This window comes from Prevotella sp. C561 (genome assembly GCF_000224595.1).
Taxonomy (GTDB): Bacteria; Bacteroidota; Bacteroidia; order Bacteroidales; family Bacteroidaceae; genus Prevotella; species Prevotella jejuni.
This window is the reverse complement of record NZ_JH114144.1, coordinates 49,073-67,980: the sequence shown is the minus strand read 5'-3', so window position 1 is coordinate 67,980 and position 18,908 is coordinate 49,073. Positions and strand designations below refer to the sequence as shown.

At 43.5% G+C, this 18,908-nt stretch carries 13 protein-coding genes and 1 CRISPR repeat array; of the genes, 5 read left to right on the top strand and 8 right to left on the bottom strand.

Features of this window, described 5'->3' with window-relative positions:
- Positions 1-455 precede the first annotated feature (455 nt).
- The 8 genes from HMPREF0666_RS07025 to porQ all read right to left on the bottom strand — a co-directional run bounded on the left by HMPREF0666_RS07025 (position 456) and on the right by porQ (position 13,777).
- Positions 456-1,004, bottom strand: a complete 549-nt coding sequence (locus HMPREF0666_RS07025) for a YiiX/YebB-like N1pC/P60 family cysteine hydrolase (RefSeq protein ID WP_009011683.1) — start codon at positions 1,002-1,004, stop codon at positions 456-458.
- A gap of 918 nt (positions 1,005-1,922) precedes the next feature.
- The gene (locus tag HMPREF0666_RS07020) at positions 1,923-2,348 is read right to left on the bottom strand and encodes a CHAP domain-containing protein (RefSeq protein ID WP_009011682.1); all 426 of its coding nucleotides are present in this window, start codon (positions 2,346-2,348) and stop codon (positions 1,923-1,925) included.
- Between the two features lie 165 nt (positions 2,349-2,513).
- Positions 2,514-3,182, bottom strand: coding sequence for a hypothetical protein (locus HMPREF0666_RS07015; protein ID WP_009011681.1), 669 nt, complete (start codon positions 3,180-3,182; stop codon positions 2,514-2,516).
- A 41-nt stretch (positions 3,183-3,223) separates the two neighbouring features.
- Positions 3,224-3,983: a CRISPR direct-repeat array (repeat unit 37 nt; unit sequence GTCTTAATCCTTGTTCTAATGGAAGATACTCTCGGAG).
- 172 nt (positions 3,984-4,155) lie between these two features.
- A complete protein-coding gene (nrdG, locus tag HMPREF0666_RS07010; protein WP_009011680.1) occupies positions 4,156-4,641 on the bottom strand; it encodes an anaerobic ribonucleoside-triphosphate reductase activating protein in 486 nt (161 codons plus the stop codon).
- Positions 4,642-6,050: 1,409 nt separating this feature from the next.
- The gene (locus HMPREF0666_RS07005; RefSeq protein ID WP_009011678.1) at positions 6,051-7,805 is read right to left on the bottom strand and encodes a RagB/SusD family nutrient uptake outer membrane protein; all 1,755 of its coding nucleotides are present in this window, start codon (positions 7,803-7,805) and stop codon (positions 6,051-6,053) included.
- 15 nt (positions 7,806-7,820) lie between these two features.
- Positions 7,821-10,850: a TonB-dependent receptor gene (locus HMPREF0666_RS07000; RefSeq protein ID WP_042856135.1), complete on the bottom strand. Its 3,030-nt coding sequence runs from the start codon at positions 10,848-10,850 to the stop codon at positions 7,821-7,823.
- Between the two features lie 1,361 nt (positions 10,851-12,211).
- Positions 12,212-12,751 (bottom strand): hypothetical protein, encoded by a 540-nt coding sequence (locus HMPREF0666_RS06990; RefSeq protein WP_009011676.1) that lies wholly within the window; start codon positions 12,749-12,751, stop codon positions 12,212-12,214.
- A gap of 81 nt (positions 12,752-12,832) precedes the next feature.
- Positions 12,833-13,777: a type IX secretion system protein PorQ gene (gene porQ / locus HMPREF0666_RS06985; RefSeq protein ID WP_009011675.1), complete on the bottom strand. Its 945-nt coding sequence runs from the start codon at positions 13,775-13,777 to the stop codon at positions 12,833-12,835.
- 141 nt (positions 13,778-13,918) lie between these two features.
- On the opposite strand from porQ, the gene HMPREF0666_RS06980 reads away from it, so the two are divergent.
- The 5 genes from HMPREF0666_RS06980 (at position 13,919) to HMPREF0666_RS06960 (ending at position 18,849) form a co-directional block, all read left to right on the top strand.
- Entirely contained in the window at positions 13,919-14,716 is a 798-nt protein-coding gene (locus tag HMPREF0666_RS06980; protein WP_083822528.1) for an energy transducer TonB, read from the top strand.
- 65 nt (positions 14,717-14,781) lie between these two features.
- Positions 14,782-15,756: a polyprenyl synthetase family protein gene (locus tag HMPREF0666_RS06975; RefSeq protein WP_009011673.1), complete on the top strand. Its 975-nt coding sequence runs from the start codon at positions 14,782-14,784 to the stop codon at positions 15,754-15,756.
- Positions 15,757-16,078: 322 nt separating this feature from the next.
- The gene (locus tag HMPREF0666_RS06970) at positions 16,079-16,891 is read left to right on the top strand and encodes a TatD family hydrolase (RefSeq protein WP_009011672.1); all 813 of its coding nucleotides are present in this window, start codon (positions 16,079-16,081) and stop codon (positions 16,889-16,891) included.
- A gap of 116 nt (positions 16,892-17,007) precedes the next feature.
- Positions 17,008-17,700: a (d)CMP kinase gene (gene cmk / locus HMPREF0666_RS06965; RefSeq protein WP_009011671.1), complete on the top strand. Its 693-nt coding sequence runs from the start codon at positions 17,008-17,010 to the stop codon at positions 17,698-17,700.
- Between the two features lie 438 nt (positions 17,701-18,138).
- Positions 18,139-18,849 (top strand): glycoside hydrolase family 25 protein, encoded by a 711-nt coding sequence (locus HMPREF0666_RS06960; RefSeq protein WP_009011670.1) that lies wholly within the window; start codon positions 18,139-18,141, stop codon positions 18,847-18,849.
- The last annotated feature ends 59 nt before the right edge of the window (positions 18,850-18,908 follow it).

Here is an 18,908-nt window from a genome sequence, read left to right as displayed (position 1 = left end):
AGCGTTATAGCTAATGTTGGCTGTAACGTTCTGTGCTATCGGTTGACTTAATGTCTCTGTGCCCCCTTTATGAAATCTGTTCTTCTGTGTAACTCTGTGAGAAAAAGAATACAAGAGATTCGTTGGGAATATTATCTCTCACAGAACTCACAGATTAAACAGAAGCCTTTCAGCGAACAGGGAGGACCCACAAACGCTGATTGACGGCGACAGATTTATGTCTATTCATCAACACCTAACACCCATCACCCAACACCCATCTTTTAGCTGTAACGTTCTGTGCTATCGGTTGACTTAATGTATCTGTGCACCTTTGTGAAATCTGTTCATCTGTGTAGCTCTGTGAAAAAAGAACACAAGAGTCTCATAGGAGTACCTCTCACAGATTGAACAGAAACCTTTCAGCGAACAGGGAGAACCCACAAACGCCTGCAAGCAGGTATTATGTCTTTTATCTATAACAAATCACAAGGAGCCACCACCTTCTGATTTGGATCCATACCTCGCCTTTTCATTAACTTTCCAAGTCCAAACACATGGTAAGACTTAATCGGTTTGGGCGTAGCGAGTTGAATACCAAATTGGTCCTTGTAAATATCGTATATAAGTTCTGAACAATAATATTTATTATTATTGAACTTAAAGGCTAAATCATACTTCTTACCAAGATATTTAGCATACCTAATCTTAACGGGTTTGTTAAGTACTCGTCTCCTCTTATACTTACCAAACTTTCCTCTACTAATCCATTTCTTAAGTGGAGTGAGCTTAACGACATTAGAGGCTTCAAGCACATAGACTTTACCGCCTTTTTCTACTATAACTCCACAATGTGACCACGGCGAATTAGTCGCTAACTGAATAAAAGGAGACTGATTACTTTGTGACACTTGAAAGATTAAATCTCCCTCTTTGAAATCATTTACTATCCGTGGCGTATGCTGTGCATATACTGCTATAGCAATGAGTAGTAACATGATTATTGTATTAAACTTTTTCTTCATTCTTTTCTTTATTTGTTAATGCTGCTTTTATAGGTAATCCTAATAGGAATCGACAATACCAAGCAGGTTATACTTAAACCTATGAATATTGCGCGTAGAACCAAGTTGTCCCTAACCCTTATGCTGTCTAAGCTGTGAGGAAACCTTTTTGCTTTCATCTTCAAGGTTTCTATACTACCTAAACAGACTATATTCACATCTACCATTTCACCCTCGAACGAGGCAATTACATCTCACTAAATATCAACGCCAATCTACCTCTTAAAACACGAAAATAGTTTTATTTATAGTTGCTGTCACTTTTAACATTTCGTATAAGTCATTACTTACTAACCAGTTAACATCCACATTTGCATGACAGGAATGACAGCAAATTTATTTTTCACCGAAATCAAGCTTTGGGATAACCACCCTCAAAATTGCAATTTTGGGCATTCTCCATCAGTCCCTTCATGCCTCATCTCCGCTAATGAATGTCATTCGGAATATAATGTTGCCAACAACTCATTCCCAAGACTTCCCTACCCTAACCACCAAGAACTCTACTCCCAAAGAGCCATGAGTACTAATGGAAAGCAACTACCTAAATCCACATTGTCATGAACAACGAGGAAAACGATGTATCTTAATCCTTGTTTTAATGGAAAATGCTCTAAGAGTTACTACTTTTGAACACGACACAATCATCAATCTGTCTTTATCCTTGTTCTAATGGAAGATACGCTCGGCGTTATGAACATTTTTCCAAATCTTCGGCAGTATGCAGGTGTCTTAATCCTTGTTCTAATAGAAGATGCCCTCGGAGTACTTGATAGAGGTCTTATAAATTTAATTTATTCTTGCATAGACATGTTTACCATATATATAATGAGACAAGATAGAATAGAAAATAATCCTACAAATACCCATCTTAAGATGTTAGGTATTTTTCTCATATCTAAATATTTTATATTTTGCAAATCTATATCCAGATGCAGGAAACATCGATTTTTGCTTGAAATCAGAAACCCATTGTTCACCATTCCATATTGCTATATGCCCAAAGATATGGTTTTTAATAGCAGGAAATACGATTATATCACCTTTCTTATAATCTTTTGTATCTATTACCTTAAAACCATATTTCGGTAATACTTTAGAATAATAATACGCTGGATAAATTCCTATTGGACATCCTCCTGCTTGCATAGCCCGCATAACAAACCATGCACAACAAGTATGTGATCTACTTAGTGCATTATTTGTGACATATACAGCCGTCTTCTCTGGATTATAACTAAAATTTCTACTCCATATAACAAGAACGGATATCAGAATAATTACTATTGATAAAATCTTTTTCATTATTTAATTGAATCTAATTTATTCATACTATATTATTTGCTATCTTGCACCACAGAACTTGCTGTTATCTTAGTCCTTGTTCTAATGGAACATACCCGCAGAGTTCCTGATTGAGTTCTTATAAATTTAATTTATTATGGCATAGACATATTTACCATATAATTTCTAATTTCGTTGTTTGATAGATACATTTAATAAATCATATATACAGGCATCTACATAAATATCAGAGTTTGGAGATTTAATCTCTACGAAATCATGATCTTTAGTGAAGTTCTTTAATCTATTATTAAAACTAAAAATACTACTAACTAATGAACATAAGTTAATCCCAGCAAAAGTTACATCTCCAACTACAGGATAAGCTGTTGCATCTATATGATTTACTTGAAATGCATAATTACATACAGAAGCTAATACTTTAGCATACAACACACAATGAGCATTAGTTTCCTTCTTGAATGTAACTGGGCTACATTTATCAGAAAACTTTAATGTCTCAGCAGTTAGCTTAACACTATAATCAATTATTTCATCTTCAGACATGTTTTTTGTCTTAGACTTAATAATTTCTTTTTGAAACTTTGGAATAGTTATTGAACCATCTCTATTATGGCTTTTTACTAATCCCAAACGAAGAAAAGGAATAACCAAACTTATTAGTAAAATAGTAATTAATCCTCTTTTGAGTAATTTATTTTTAACTCCTATATTAATTAAATAGATAATAACATATAATACTAATACTACTATTATTAATAAAGGTACTAAAAATAAAAAACTCCATCCAAAATCACCATAGTGTTGAAATGAATAATCTAATTGTTCACCCATAATATAATTGTTATTGTTGTTTATATTTTCTTGATTTAATATCTCTAATCCTTGTTATAATGGAAGATAGTCTCGGAGGTGTTACGTTCAAGTCAAATCGAATGTCAGATGTTGTGTCTTAATCCTTGTTATAATGGAAGGTACTCTCGGAGTACACCACCCTTACTTTCAAGCGCAGCTCTGTAGACCTGTCTTAATCCTTGTTCTAATGGAAGATACTCTCGGAGAAAGAACGACCGAGTTCTCAATGGAGAAGGTCGTGAGTCTTAATCCTTGTTCTAATGGAAGATACTTTCGGAGGAGTATCAGAAAAAGTACCAGAGTACGCTTACTGGTCTTAATCCTTGTTCTAATGGAAGATACTCTCGGAGTAAGGGTCAACCTCTTATCCTTTGCCATGAGGAGTCTTAATCCTTGTTCTAATGGAAGATACTCTCGGAGCCGCTAACCCTGAAGGCTTTACCGTTAATGCGAAAGTGTCTTAATCCTTGTTCTAATGGAAGATACTCTCGGAGACAACTGAAATTCGGCTCTACAGAGTTTTAGATATGTCTTAATCCTTGTTCTAATGGAAGATACTCTCGGAGATTTAAAATGATAAGAGATATGAAGGCTTCAATAGGTCTTAATCCTTGTTCTAATGGAAGATACTCTCGGAGCTAAACTCGAAGGAGTATGGTTAAGCGTAAAATAGTCTTAATCCTTGTTCTAATGGAAGATACTCTCGGAGAATGGACAAACATTTGAAATCAATCCAGAATCAGGTCTTAATCCTTGTTCTAATGGAAGATACTCTCGGAGGGTTAGGGGCGTGAAGGCTTTGTTTAAGGCAGGGGGAGAGTAGTAAGACTTATAAATCCGGGGTTTGTTAACAGAAATTAACTACTTTCTAAGCGGGTGCAAAGGTAGTTATTTCTTTTGCAAAATGTCAAGGAGCGCAGGGTTAAATAACAGTAATCTGGAGCGGAAAAACTTATAAGTTCGTTCCTACCTGATGTTTCCAGAAGCGGGAGGTGATATCCTCGAAGGATCCATCTGGGCGTCGGCGGTACATCCGCTGATTGGTGCGTGGGGAGTCGAGGCCACCGAGATGGCGGAGATAGGGACCCACTTTGATATAGTCGAAACGCTGTTGGTCGATAAGTGGGGAGATTGCTGTACGCCCAGTGTACCAGCCAACTTTCAGTCCTTCATGGTTCTGTCGCACGTGTTCAGCGAGCCTGTCGACTTCAGCTGGGTCGCCATCGCCCCCCATAAATCCCACACATGTTATCGTGTCTTTCGCTTCATAAATCAATGTAGACAAGGCCTCTGTCGTCAGGTCATGTCCCCTATCCGCCCACAGGAACTGACTATGACAGCCAGGACAGTGACACGGACAACCAGACACGTTAATGGCAAGGGTCACCTCGTCGGGGAACTCCTGAAAAACAATATCTGTGTTTATATAATGAAGCATTACTATCTGACTCTAAACGATAAAACACACTCACGTTCAAGGGGTTATATTCATCCGCATAACAGCGTATCACATTCTATCGAACGGACGACTATCTGGCTTACAAAGATATAAAGAAAGTATTAAACACAGCAGAGTTTATGCAAAAAAATAAAAAAGAAACAAACGTTACAGGGGTGAGAAGAATGAAAACGAAACACTTTTTTGTAAAAGAAAATGATGCTCTTAACTCCAACAGAGGCCTAATTGGGTTTGAGAGGAGGCCTTTCTGCGTGGGAGAAGACGCCCTTCTTAACCCTTGAAGGGGCCCTTCTCGACCCTTATTAGGCATCTTTTACTTTACAACTGTATAATTTCTTAATAACAAGAGAGTTACGAGAACATTAAAGACTACGTTTCTCTCTTATTTTCAACACGTATAGCACTGAACCATGTAAAGTAATTTCAAAACAACTCGACAGTAAGATGTGGCATCATTAAGCCTCATCCTACTCGCCAAAATAACGTTCCCATCATTCTTTATAACCGCAGCCACTGGTCAGGCACAGGCTTTACGTTGCGCCTAAACCCATCCTTTCGCCCTCCTCCCTTTGCCTCTATGCGTCAAAATTCATGAAGTTTTATCGTGACAAAGTAGCTTTTCACGGAACATACAAGTACACTCTTCGCACACATAGAGAACACATGAAAAGCAGTATAAACAACCGAGTCCATAGAAAATAATGCCATACATCGGCAAAAGCAACCAACGATTTTGCTTGGCTACAACACCTCCGTAACTCCTACTCGTAAACAGATTACAATGCCACACAGCAAGAAGAAAATCCTTCGCTCACGCACATAGAAATCCTCCTTACCATGGTTGGCCCACCCCTCCCTCGTTCGGCAGAGTTAATAAAAGGCTCGGTCAGCACTCTAACCAAGCCTTTGGCATAACATTACAAAAGATATATTGAAGGCTAACGACATAGCCTCTCCAATTATTAGGCTAATGAAAGCGAACACACAACACACCATGTAAGGATTGAAGGAAACCACCCCAGCCACGTTGCCTTCTCGTCCTTATCATCGTAAGCAGCGCATGTAAGGACTGAATAAAGCCACCCCAGCCACATAGAATCCCCCTCCCCTGTCAAGGAGAACAGGGCATACGAGGACTAAGAAGGTCACTCCATCCACTTAGAGATCTCTCCTTTATCAAAGAGAATGCGCCATGTAGGGATTGAAGAAAGCCACCCCTGCCTCGTAGCCCCCCCTATCCTATCAAGGAGAACAGGGCATACGAGGACAGAAAAAAGTCACTCCATCCTCTTAGACCCCTCTCCATTAATAACATAAGCAGGGCATATAGGGGCTGAAGAAAGGCCCTCCAGCCACTATACACATTGTTCGTGTGCCAAAAGAGCACGTTAGTTACTTCTTGGGTTCTGCTCTAAGTTGCCCTTATAAGCATTGATAGCCGACTGCGGAATGAAATAGATTACACGGTAGTCGGTCGCTGGTATGTCAACCATTGGCTGATGTGGACCAGGGAAGCGACGTGTTAGTGTATCACCATTACGGAACACGTCGTAGCTACGCTCAGCCTCAAAGGCAAGTTCCAATTGGCGTTCTTTGTCCACTAAGGTCTTTGCCGTAGCGGCTGTAAACTGTGCACTCGTATAGCTACCACCCACGATAGCACGCTCACGAATGGTGTTCACGTCGGCCATCGCACTACTGATGTTACCCAATTTCACGTTAGCTTCAGCACGATTGAGGTACATCTCATCAAGACGAGAGATGACAGGCGAGTACAACTGGTTCTCCTTACCACCCTGACGAGAGCATTTCACCACGTAAAACATAGGATAAACGCGGTTAAGCTTCATCTGATAATCAAGCACACCACGGTAGGTATGCCCCTGATAGTTTATCGAGTAGAGGCGTTGCGCAGGGTCGATAGGTGTCAGAACAAGCGGTGTGGTGTGTCCTGTCCCCGTCGTATCGCATGTCAGACTATTGTCTGGCTGTCGTGTATAACGCAGTTGCACGTAGTTGAAGTTCACCTGATTACCGCTCGCATCATAGACGTTCTTGATGAAACGGAACACTGGGACGTACTTATCAGTCTTATCCTTTACATACTGAGGCTCAATGAATTGCGCACGAATATCAGTATATTTCTTATTAAACCAATCGTTCTGACCCGTCTCATTGAGCAAGTCGAGATATTTAGCCGAGGCATACATCTCTCCCCAACCCATACCGCCAATATTCGAATACATACCGCCGATGGTGTAATAATAGTCCCAACCAGGAAATTCAGAGTCTACCCTCTTCACCACAAAGATGTTTTCAGGGTTGTTCTCAGGCTCCAGCGTGTTGCTAACACCATAGTCTTTACGACTTAGCAGACTAAACTTACCAGAGTCAATCACCTTCGTTGCATATTCAACACTCTTCTGTGCGTAGGCCGTGTTAGGGTTTTCATAGGTGCCACTCATATAGAGGTAGACCCTACTCAACATTGCCCAAGCAGCTTCCTTAGATGCAAATATACAGTGCTCCTCGCCATGTATGTCCTCAGTCATCAGCGAAGCCGCCTTCTCCAAGTCGCTAATAGCCTGCTCGTAGGTCTCCTTCACGGTAGAACGATTAGGTAAGACAGCATTAGCAGGGTCGTCAGGAGTACCGTTGACAATCGGCATACCGAGGTTCTTCTCAGGGTTCTGGGCGTACGGTCTACCGTATGCACGACAGAGATAGAAGTAGATCATGCCTCGTAAATAGTAACATTCGCCCAACTGAGTATCTGTAGTAGTATTCTTACCTTCGGGGATTGCCTTAATAATATTAGATGCTTGAGCAACGACCTTATAGCTGAAATCCCAGAAGTTCTGTAGCCTGTAGTTGTTAGGAGTGCGTGAGTAAGAGATAAACTCATAGAAAGCATCGGTAGAAGTACCACGTATCATGATATTATCTCCAGCGTATTCACCACATCTATACATAGGGTCCGACCATGTTTTTAGGTATCCATAGCATCCCTTCAGTAGTGCTGGAAAACTCTCATCGATGTTCTTTGTCATGGCATCCTCATCCATCATATATTCAGGATGACGCTCAACACTACACGAAACCATTGTGATAGCTGCCAAAAGCAGCAGATATATTTTCTTCATGATAGACTCTTTTGTTTAGAATGTAACATTAACGCCAAGCATAAACTTACGTACGGAAGGATAGACACCAGCGCCAGTAGAGATAGAGAGAGCTGTCGAACGCTCGCCAGAGGCATTGCGGCCACTGTCAGCAGCAGGCAGTTCTGGATCAACACCAGAGTAGTCAGTAATGCAGAAGAGGTTTTCTCCGCTTACATACACACGTAAAGCCTTAACAACATCACTCTTAAGATGGAAGTTATAACCCAAGGTTAGAGAGCGAAGCTTTAAGAAGTCGGAGCTTTCTAAGTATCTTGTAGAAGCCTTGTTAGCATTAGAAGGGTTATTGTATGCGGCTGCTGGGTGAGTAGCAATGTCTCCCTTCTGTCTCCAACGCTTCCATCCTTTCTGCAGACTGAACTGGTTACGGTCGGTATAGGCACCATCTGAGTCGTACTCCTGTCGTGAGTAGTTATAGATAGAAGCACCCAAAGAATAGCCAAACACGGCATTAAAGTCGAAGTTCTTATAGGTAAGTGTGGTAGAGAAGCTACCGAACACGCTTGGTGTAGCACGTTTGTCGAGGGCTATCTGGTCGGCTTTAGCATAACTCTTCGTGATGACCCGCTCGCCATTAGCATCTGTTGTGTACCACTGTGGAGCACCCGTCTCTGGGTCAACACCAGCCCATTCGCGCAGGTAGTAAGTGTCGACACTCAGTCCGGGACGTAACAACGTGTTAGCAGAACCCGCTATACCATCGCCAACAATGATTTGGTCTCTACCGCTATACAGCTTCTTAATCTTGTTAGAGTTGGTCGACAGGTTAGCATCAACAGTCCATGTAAGGTCCTTCCCCTTGATGATGTCGGCCGAAAGCGTTGTCTCAAAGCCAGTATTTGTCAGCTCACCAATATTCTGCCAGATGCTTGTCACACCGATAACTCCTGATATAGGCACAGCGAAAAGGAGGTTACTCGTGCGCTTGTGATAGAAGTCGAAGGTCATACGAAGGCGGCGGAACATATTAAGGTCGATACCTACACCTGTCGTAAAGCTCTTCTCCCACGTCAGTTTCCTGTTCGCTAACTGAGCGATGACAGCACCCGGTTTCTCGTTATAGTTGGCTCCTAAGCTGTATAACCCATATTGTGGATAGAGGCTGTTAGGTCGACTACCGACAGAGCCATAGGATGCGCGCACCTTCAGATAATCTATGCAAGGCACCTTAAACCACTTTTCTGCCGTAGCTACCCAGCCCCCACTGACCGAGAAGAACGTACCGTAGGCGGCATCCGAACCAAAGTTACTTGCGCCGTCTGTTCTCAATGACAGTTGAAGGAGGTATTTATTAGCATAGTCAGCATTGAGGTTAGCGAAGAAAGACTGTACTGCCCACTCGTATTTATTACCTCCCACCGACTCAGGCGTCGACGTGATGTCGAGTTGTGCAAAGCCTGGAACAAGTCCTGTCCCACTACCATTATGATAACGATACTCGCCATCATTAAACTCATAACCAAGCATTAAGAAGCCATGATAATCCCCGAAACTACGTGTCGCTTTGATTAACTGGTTCGTATAACGGCGTGTGTTCGTACTGGTACTCTCGCTCACACGACCCTTGTCCTCCGCTCCCGACGTACGAGGGTCTACATAGCTCTTGTCAAGGTGGGTACTCCAACGATAACTGTTCACTGATGAGAAGGTCAGCCAGTCAGCCAGATAGATATCGAAATCGAAGTTTCCATTAAATGAATAGGAGTCATACTTACTCCAATTATACTGTAACTCATAGAGATAGTTAGTAGAGTTACTGTTCACCCAAGCCGATGATCTATTGCCGACAATATTCCCATTCTCATCGTAAGGGCTATCCCATGGCAGCATAGAATACATAGAATAGGTGGAGCGTTGGCGGTCGTCAATAACTCCCTTACTACCATTCAAGGACGGACGAATAGCTATCCATGAGAATGGTTTGAAGTTTAGTTTCATCATGGTGTTATATCTCGTGAAGTCATATCCACGTACTGCACCATCTTCCTTATAGACTCCACCTGTGAAGACAGCACTCAACTTATCTCCACCACTATTAATAGTAAGGTCGTAGTTCTGTACGTTTCCCGTGTGAGTAGCCAGTTTCCACCAGTCGAAGTTACTATCTCTCAGTTGTTCATTCCATCGTGGGAAAGCTATCTCAGCAGCGTTGGTAAACGACTTATAGTAGTCGTATAGCTCGGCACCATCCATCATCTTGACCTTTCCATTATTCAAGGTTGAGAGGCCCATCTTGGCTGAGAAGGTAATTGACGTTTTACCAGCTCGTGCGCTTTTGGTCGTCACCACGATAACACCATTAGCTCCTTGCGAACCATAGATGGCTGTAGAAGCAGCATCTTTCAGTACGGTGAGCGACTCAATATCGTTTGGATTGATATCGCCAGGGTCCTTTCCAACGATGACACCATCGATAACCCAGAGTGGAGCCGTACTACCATTGATAGTAGACTTACCACGTACAATGATCGCACCAAACGACCCTGGCTTGCCAGAACCAGGCATAACGTTCATGCCAGGTATCTTTCCTGTGAGCATGTTAGTGACGTTTGCGGTCGTTACATTCGTCAGTTCCTTATTGTCAATACTCTTCAGCGAACCCGTCAGACTGTTGCGTTTCTGCGTGCTATAGCCCACCACGACCGTTTCACTAAGCATTGTGGAGGTAGCGACAAGGCTAATTGTCATATTCTCAGCAGCCCTCACCGTCTTCTTCTCATAGCCTAACGAAGTGACAACCAGCTCATCACCAACTTGTGCATCGATAGAGAACTCTCCATCAATGTTCGTTATGGTCATCTTCTTAGTACCATTTACGGTAATACTGGCACTGATAAGCGGTTCACCTGACTGTGAATCAACAACTTTACCTTTGATAATAGAGGTCTGCGCTTGTATCGTCACCGCATGTGTAGCGCATGCTTTCTGCACCACGTAAGGGCTACACATAAGAGGGACCACCAAGAGCAGCGATCGTCCAAGGTTAGTTTTTCTCATAGTTCTCATGTTTTTATAGGTTTTTACTTATATTGTTTTCACATCTCACAACACATGTGTGCTGTTTAACTTGTCGTAGGTTAGCTATCTGCAAATTTATAGTATTTTTTTTAATTGTAGCCTATTTCAGTTTCTTTAACACGACTTTATCCTGTTTTTTTGCCCACAACTGCCCATGACCCTCCCATTCACACGCCTCTTGGCAAGTACTAAGTAGACGCTGTCCCCTCCTCTTGTGGAATCGAAACATGTACCCAAAAACTCCGTGAACTCTGTGTGCTCTGTGAGAGAAAAAGCTTCAAATGAACAAACGCATGCGCTAAAAAGGTTCTGTTAAATCTGTGAGCTCTGTGAGAGAAAGAAATGTCCTTCTTGAGAGATAATACTCCCCAGCGAGTTGCTTATGTATCATCTCATAGAGTGGGTGCGTTCTCTTTCTCACAGATTTACACAGAAGAACAGAACACACAAGCTCATAGAAGATGGTGGCCCCTCCCCCTTCCCCTCCCCCAAAGGGAGGGGAGTGATCACCGAGATACCCCTATAGGCTGGATGTAGGCTGCTTTTTACCTTCTTATTGGTATCTTCATTAGCAGTAACGTTCTGTGAATTCTGTATGCCGGAGGCCTTCTGTGGGCTCGAAACGTTGGTTGAAAAGTTCTGTTAAATCTGTGAGCTCTGTGAGAGAAAAAACTCCCCAGTGAGTTTCGCAGTTGTTCTATTTCTCACAGATAACACAGAAGAACAGAACACACAAAGGCCCACAGAGACATTAAGTCAACCGATATCACAGAGCGTTATAGCTAATGTTAGTTGAAAGGCCTCTGTGACCTCTGTATGCCGAAGGCCTTCTGTGGGCTCGAAATGTGCGCCAAAAACCTCCGTGAACTCTGTGCGCTCTGTGAGAGAAAAATATATCCTCTGTGAGAGGAAAAGCCCCCAACGACCTTAACAAACACCCATCACACGAGTAATTTACTAATTCAAACACACTTTAGAGTAGTCAACAAGGATGTAAAAAATCATTACATCTCATCAAGTTAAGGACGCTCAATATAGGAGAACAACACAGCTTTTCATCGACACTATAACCCACAAGAAATCAAACGATTACAAACACCATTCAAGAACATGCCTTTCTTGCATGAAGAACATGCCCTTCTTGGGCCAAGAAAGGCATGTTCTTAAACGTTGAAGGGCGTCTTCTTCTATCTTGAAGAGCACATACTCCATCCAAGAGGGGCGAAAAATATTGACATAAAGACACGAAGATGGGTGCATGACGTGCCTCAGGACGGAGGGAGGACATACGTCGTGTTGACACAAACGGGTGTAGTCTGTGGAGATAGTAAGTAATAAGATGTGTGCTTTTAGATAGCGTTACGTATCTCAATATAGTTCTTAAACAGCCAAGAATTGCCCTCAGCAATAACCTTAACAAGCTCAGCACAAACGAAGAGACCGATAAGGACCGAAAGAACAAACGCTATACTGAACCCGAAGAATATCCAGAGATCACCGTCAGCGTACTTCTCTTGAAAACGACGCAGGCGCGAAGACGACTTATTAACAAACTCGGTTGTGGTCTCAGTTGCGTTCTTCAAGGTCTCACCAGCTCGTTGAGACGCTTCAACAAGCTTCTGTCTCATCTCCGCAAGCTTCTCTTTTGAAGGCGTGTGGAGGAGGTGCGTCGGTACAGTCGGTAAGTTTTTAGCCTTCTTAACGACGATAGGTGAGGCCTCAGCCAATGGAATAACGGAGCGAGCATGCGTACGGATAGGTTGCGGTTCATCAAACCTACAAGTCAACACATTACCACAATAGGGGCAACGATACTTCATTGTCCCATACTTCTCGGTCTCGGCCACAAAGTCGCGACCGCAGTTATTACATTTGACAGTATATCTCATGATGGGGACAAAAGTATAAAAAAATGTTGAAACAACCGCAAAAAACGATATTATTTATGTGTTGTAAGGCGTTAATTCGACTTAGAACGAGTAGCCGAGGTTGACCATTATGGAGTTGCTGGCAGCATGATACTTGCCGTAAGCGAGGTTCAGTTTGAACTGCTCGAGGTTGATTCCCGCTCCTACACTGAACCCTGCGCCATGTGCACTGGCGTTCTCAGCCGTTCCGATGGTCATCTCGTCTGCCTTGCGAAAGTTATATCCGCCCCCAATCCATATACTTTCCGATAGCAGAATGTCTGCTCCAAGATTTAAATGATTGATGAACCGATAGTCATAATGGGTCATATCGACAAGCGTGGCAGACACTCTTACGGGTAAGGCGACGAAGGTCTTGCTCACACCTAACTGTACGTCAATAGGCATCTTACCATAGTCTTCCTCGTAGGCCTTTATCTGTCCACCGAGATTCTTAGCCACTAACGACACTGACCATTGGTGGTCTGGCTCATACCAGTTAAGGCCGAGGTCGACACCCACAGCCATTGAGTTGTATTGTCCGATGTAGGATGTGATAAACTTTGCCGTGATACCTCCCACAAGGTTGCGTGCTAACTCGTAGGAAAAGATACCTTCAACGGCAATGTCGCTGGCATTGAACGTACCTGTCTGTACGTTGTTAGCATCGACCTCCTTCATCTTCCCATAGTTCATATACAGTACACCACCAGCGAGGGTAGCCTTCTCACCTAAGGCTTTAGTGTACGATGCACTCATGAAATGGGCTCCTCGCATATAGTTCATATAGTTGAGTCCAACGGTCTTGTCGCTCACTGACGAAGCTAAGGCAGGATTAGAAAACATCAACGAGGGGTCGTCCTCGATAATTGAAATATTCTCTCCGCCTAAAGCAGCAGCATGGGCACTGACCGGAAGACGCAAGAAGTTGTATTCAGTTTGACTCTCCTGCGCTCGCATAACAGCCGCAAAAAGTGTTAATAGGAGGGTGAAAACGATTTTTTTCATCTGTTCTAAACTAATTTCTCGGCAAAGTTACAGCTTTTTCCGAATATCTTATTACTTTTGTCGTTGCAACCTTTTATATGGCAATAATTAGCCATCTATGGTTTGTATAACGGCAGAAACGAGCGTTTAGTATATCTTATATTGGAAATAAAGAAGTCAAATAGAGCTGATTTAGAGAGTAAACGGTGGGTTGGTTTCCTATTGGGAATCATCGTTGCACTGTCTGTTTTCTTTGTTGCCATGGAGTTTAATTCATCGGGAACAGAGGACGACTCGGCCAATACCAAGGCCATTAAGAATGTCACACTACACGACATGGATATGCTGCCGGCCATCGACCAGCAAGATTTAGCTAAGACACAAGAGGACAAGAAACCCACGATGGAGGACTTACTCAACCTGAAACGGCGTGATGTACCTAATAAGGTAACACCGCATGATGCGGGGAGTATGAACTCAAACGACAAGAAGACGGGGGCTCCACAAGTAAGTGAAGAACCCATCGTCATGCCTATGGTGACAACAACTCCCGAACCTCCGAAGGTGAAAGAAGAAGCTAAAAAGGAGATGGAGAAGATGTCTGACGATACTTCCGACAAGGTTGTAGAACGTTATGACGATAAGGTTAGCAAGCGAATCCTATCCCAGACGCCTACACCCCCAGGTGGTTGGGTGGAGTTTATGAAGTGGCTTACGAAGACATTACAGTACCCTGCCGATGCTAAGGACAATAATCTACAAGGGACAGTGAATATTACTTTTATCATCAACGCCGATGGTACGGTGCATGATGTGACTGTTAAGAATGGTAAGATACCTGTCCTTAATGCTGAGGCACTGCGTGTCTTGAAGACAATGGGCAAATGGAAGCCAGGTATTGAACGCAATAAACCATGCCGCTCGTTGGTAGAGATACCTTTTGTCTTCCAACTCTCTTAACACACACGACGGCTGTCTGCCGTCACAACGATTATTTATAACATAACTTTTAACACCTACTCTATATGTACACTGCTGACGAAATCCTATGTAAAATTAACGAGTATATAAACAATCTCACCTACGATCGCAAGCCACAGAGCTTGTATGACCCTATTAAATACGTACTCTCATTAGGTGGGAAACGCATCCGTCCTACGCTGATGCTCCTTGCCTATAATCTCTTCAAAGACGATCCAGAGACGATACTATCACCGGCTTGTGCCTTGGAGACCTACCATAACTATACGCTCTTGCATGATGACTTGATGGATGATGCACCTCTTCGACGCGGACAGCAGACGGTCCACGTGCGTTGGGATGCTAACACAGCTATCTTGTCGGGTGACTCTATGCTCGTATTGGCCTTCGAGCGCATGGAACAGTGTGACAGTAAGCACCTGCGTGAGGTGTTGCGTCTCTTCACGACAACGGCCCTCGAGATAGGAGAGGGTCAACAGTATGACATGGAGTTTGAGAACCGCAATGACGTAAAGGAGGCCGAATACATCGAGATGATACGCCTGAAGACAAGTGTACTATTGGCTTGTGCGATGAAGATTGGCGCTATCCTTGCTGATGCACCAGCCAATGACGTAGACAACCTCTATAAGTTTGGCGAACAGATAGGACTGGCCTTTCAGCTACAAGACGACTACCTCGATGTCTATGGAGACCCAAAAGTGTTCGGAAAGAAGATTGGTGGCGATATTATCAGTAATAAAAAGACTTACATGCTGATAAATGCTTTCAACAAGGCGAACGTCCGCCAACGTAAAGAGTTGGAGAGATGGATTGGCTGTGAGAACTTTAATCATAACGAGAAGGTGGCTGCCGTCACTGCACTCTATAATAGTATTGGGGTCGACAAGATGGCTATCGAACGTATCAACTACTATTTTGATGAGGCTAATAAATACCTCGATGCGGTGAAGGTGAGCGCTGACAGGAAAACTGAACTGGTGGCATACGCACAGAGAATGCTGCATAGGAAGAGGTAACGGGGGACCTCCCCCAGCCCCTCCGAAGGAGGGGAGCCCTAACAGGACAGGCTGGATAAAAGCGGAATAAACGTGGAGTAACTGTTCTCAACATCTATCACTCCTCTGCTCATATACGCTTCTTCAATATCCTATAAACACTCCATCAACATCCAACACTTATCACCCATCACCCCAACAGACATCACCCAACACCCTTATAAACACCCCATCAACACCCAACACTCATCACCCATCACCCCTATAAACACTCCATCAACACCCAACACTCATCACCTAACACCCAACTCTCACCACCCAACACCCAACACCCCAACACCCAATGATCATCGACACTCACGCTCATTTAGATGTAGAAGAATTTGCTGACGACCTCCCAGAGGTAATCAGTCGCGCTCGTGAAGCGGGCGTAGAAAAGATATTCATACCAGCTATCGACCTCAAGTCAATGGACACTGTGATGGCTGTATGCCGTCAGTTCCCTGACACCTGTTACCCAATGATAGGATTACAACCCGAAGAGGTGCGCAAAGACTGGCGTGAGGTATTAGACACCATGCACCAACGTATCATGCTTTCCCTCAAACAGAAGGAGGAGGGGACAGCCTTACCTGGTGAGACAATCATCGCCATTGGTGAGGTAGGACTTGACTTCTATTGGTCGAGAGAATACGAACAAGAACAGTTGGCGGCCTTTGAGGAGGCTGTGAAATGGAGTGTGGAGACACGCTTACCACTGATGATTCACTGCCGGAAGGCCCAGAACGAGATGATACATATCATGCGACACTATGAGAAGGAACTGCCGGGTGGTGTCTTCCATTGCTTCACTGGCAATCAACGAGAGGCTGAAGCGTTCCTACACTTCGACCGTTTTGTATTAGGTGTGGGCGGTGTCTCTACGTTTAAGAGTAGTCATCTTCGTGAGGACCTGCCTGCTGCAGTACCCCTCGACCGTATCGTTCTCGAAACAGATAGCCCTTACATGGCACCTGTCCCCTACCGTGGTAAACGCAACGAGAGTGCTTTCATCGTTGAAGTGATGCGTACCCTTGCTGCAAGCTATGGCCTTGATGAGGCCGAGTTTACCCAGATAACCAATGAGAATGTGCGTAGAGTGTTTGGTATTGGGTGATGGGTGTTGAATGTTGGGTGATGGGTGTTGGGTGCTGGGTGATGATGCTTTGATAGGTTGCGAGGGAGGTAGATGCAGCGAGATAAGGTAATGATAAATACGAGAAAAGTAAGTATATGAAGAAAATAACTATCGCCATCGACGGCTTTTCATCATGTGGAAAGAGTACAATGGCAAAGGACTTGGCCAAAGAGATTGGCTATATCTATGTGGACACAGGGGCTATGTATCGCTCTGTAACCCTTTATGCACTCCGTCATAACCTCTTTAACGCTGACGGAACTATCCGTGAACGGGAACTGAAGGAGCAGATGAAGGATATAAACATTAGTTTCCAACTTAATAAAACGACTGGTCGTCCAGACACTTACCTCAATGGTGAGAACGTTGAAAACGACATCCGAACGATGGAGGTATCGTCTCATGTGAGCCCTATCGCCACCCTTGCCTTTGTTCGTGAGGCTCTTGTAGCACAACAACAACGCATGGGTGCAGAGAAGGGTATCGTCATGGATGGGCGAGACATTGGTACGGTAGTGTTTCCAAAGGCTGAATTAAAGATATTTGTCACCGCTTCTGCAGAGGTGAGGGCACAGCGTCGTTACGACGAACTAAAGGCGAAGGGGATGGATGCCGACTATGCCGATATACTCAAGAACGTGGAGGAACGCGACTATATCGACTCTCATCGTGCCACGTCACCACTCCGTAAAGCTGATGATGCCATCGAACTCGATAATAGTAATCTCACGATTGCTGAACAAAAGAAATGGCTCTACGAACAGTATCTTAAGGCTGCCGAGGAATAGAAAACGCCTTACCCTTAGGTCGTTATTAGGGCTAATAGGACTAATAATCTATTAGCCTTATAGGGCCTATAAGGCCCAATTGGCCCAATAAATAAGGCTAATAAGGCTAATAATCTATTAGCCTTATAGGCCCTATAAGGCCTATAAGGCCAATAAATGAGCCTAATAGGCCCAATAACAAAGCTCTATCTGTAAGATTGAGGAGCATTGTCTTGTCGAATTATTTACGTGAAAAGAAATATTTCCAGTCGTGAAGAAAAATATTTCCAGTCGTGAAAATAAATAATTATTATCGTGTAAATAATTCGCTACGGACAGTTAACACGATAAGTAACGACCGACAATTACATACGAATTATGGATTAAGAAATACTAAAAGAGAGATATTTATACATCCTTCACTCCGCTATCTCAACTTAAAATGTTACCTTTGCAGCTATGAAGTTAATAAGAGTAATATTCCTCATAGCCTGCATCTTCTCTTTTGCAGGTACTAAGGCGCAATATACTATACAATGCGAAGACACCTGCAGGCACATCCACGGACTCGATATGAGCCATTATCAAGGTGACGTATGGTGGGAGACAGTGGCCGAGAACAGTAATCACAAACTCAATTACGTGTACTTAAAAGCTACTGAAGGAGGCTCACGTATCGACCAACGCTATCTTGACAATATCGAAGCGGCACAACGCTACGGTATGAACGTAGGCTCATATCATTTCTATCGTCCGACTGTCCCACAAGAAGAACAGCTTAGGAACTTTCGCATGCAATGCCGCCCACAGGACCAAGACCTCATTCCGATGGTAGATATTGAGACTACTGGTGGACTGGGCCGAGAGGCTTTGTGCGATAGTCTTCAGCGTTTCCTCGTACTCATGACAAAGGAGTATGGGGTCAAACCGTTGGTCTACACTTACACAAACTTCTATGATCGCTACCTCAGTGGGGCCCTTGATGGCTATAAGCTCTTTATCGCACAGTATAACGGACGAGAGCCGGTACTGCAAGACGGAAGGGACATCTTCGCTTGGCAATACACTGGTAAAGGGCGCATCAATGGTGTAAACGGATATGTCGACAAGTCGCGCTTGATGGGAAGACACAGTATGCGCGAACTAAGATTCCCACGACGACGAAGATAGCCGACAAAGAGAAAAGAAAAAGATAATTATCCAAACTACTATAATCTTACGTTAGATAA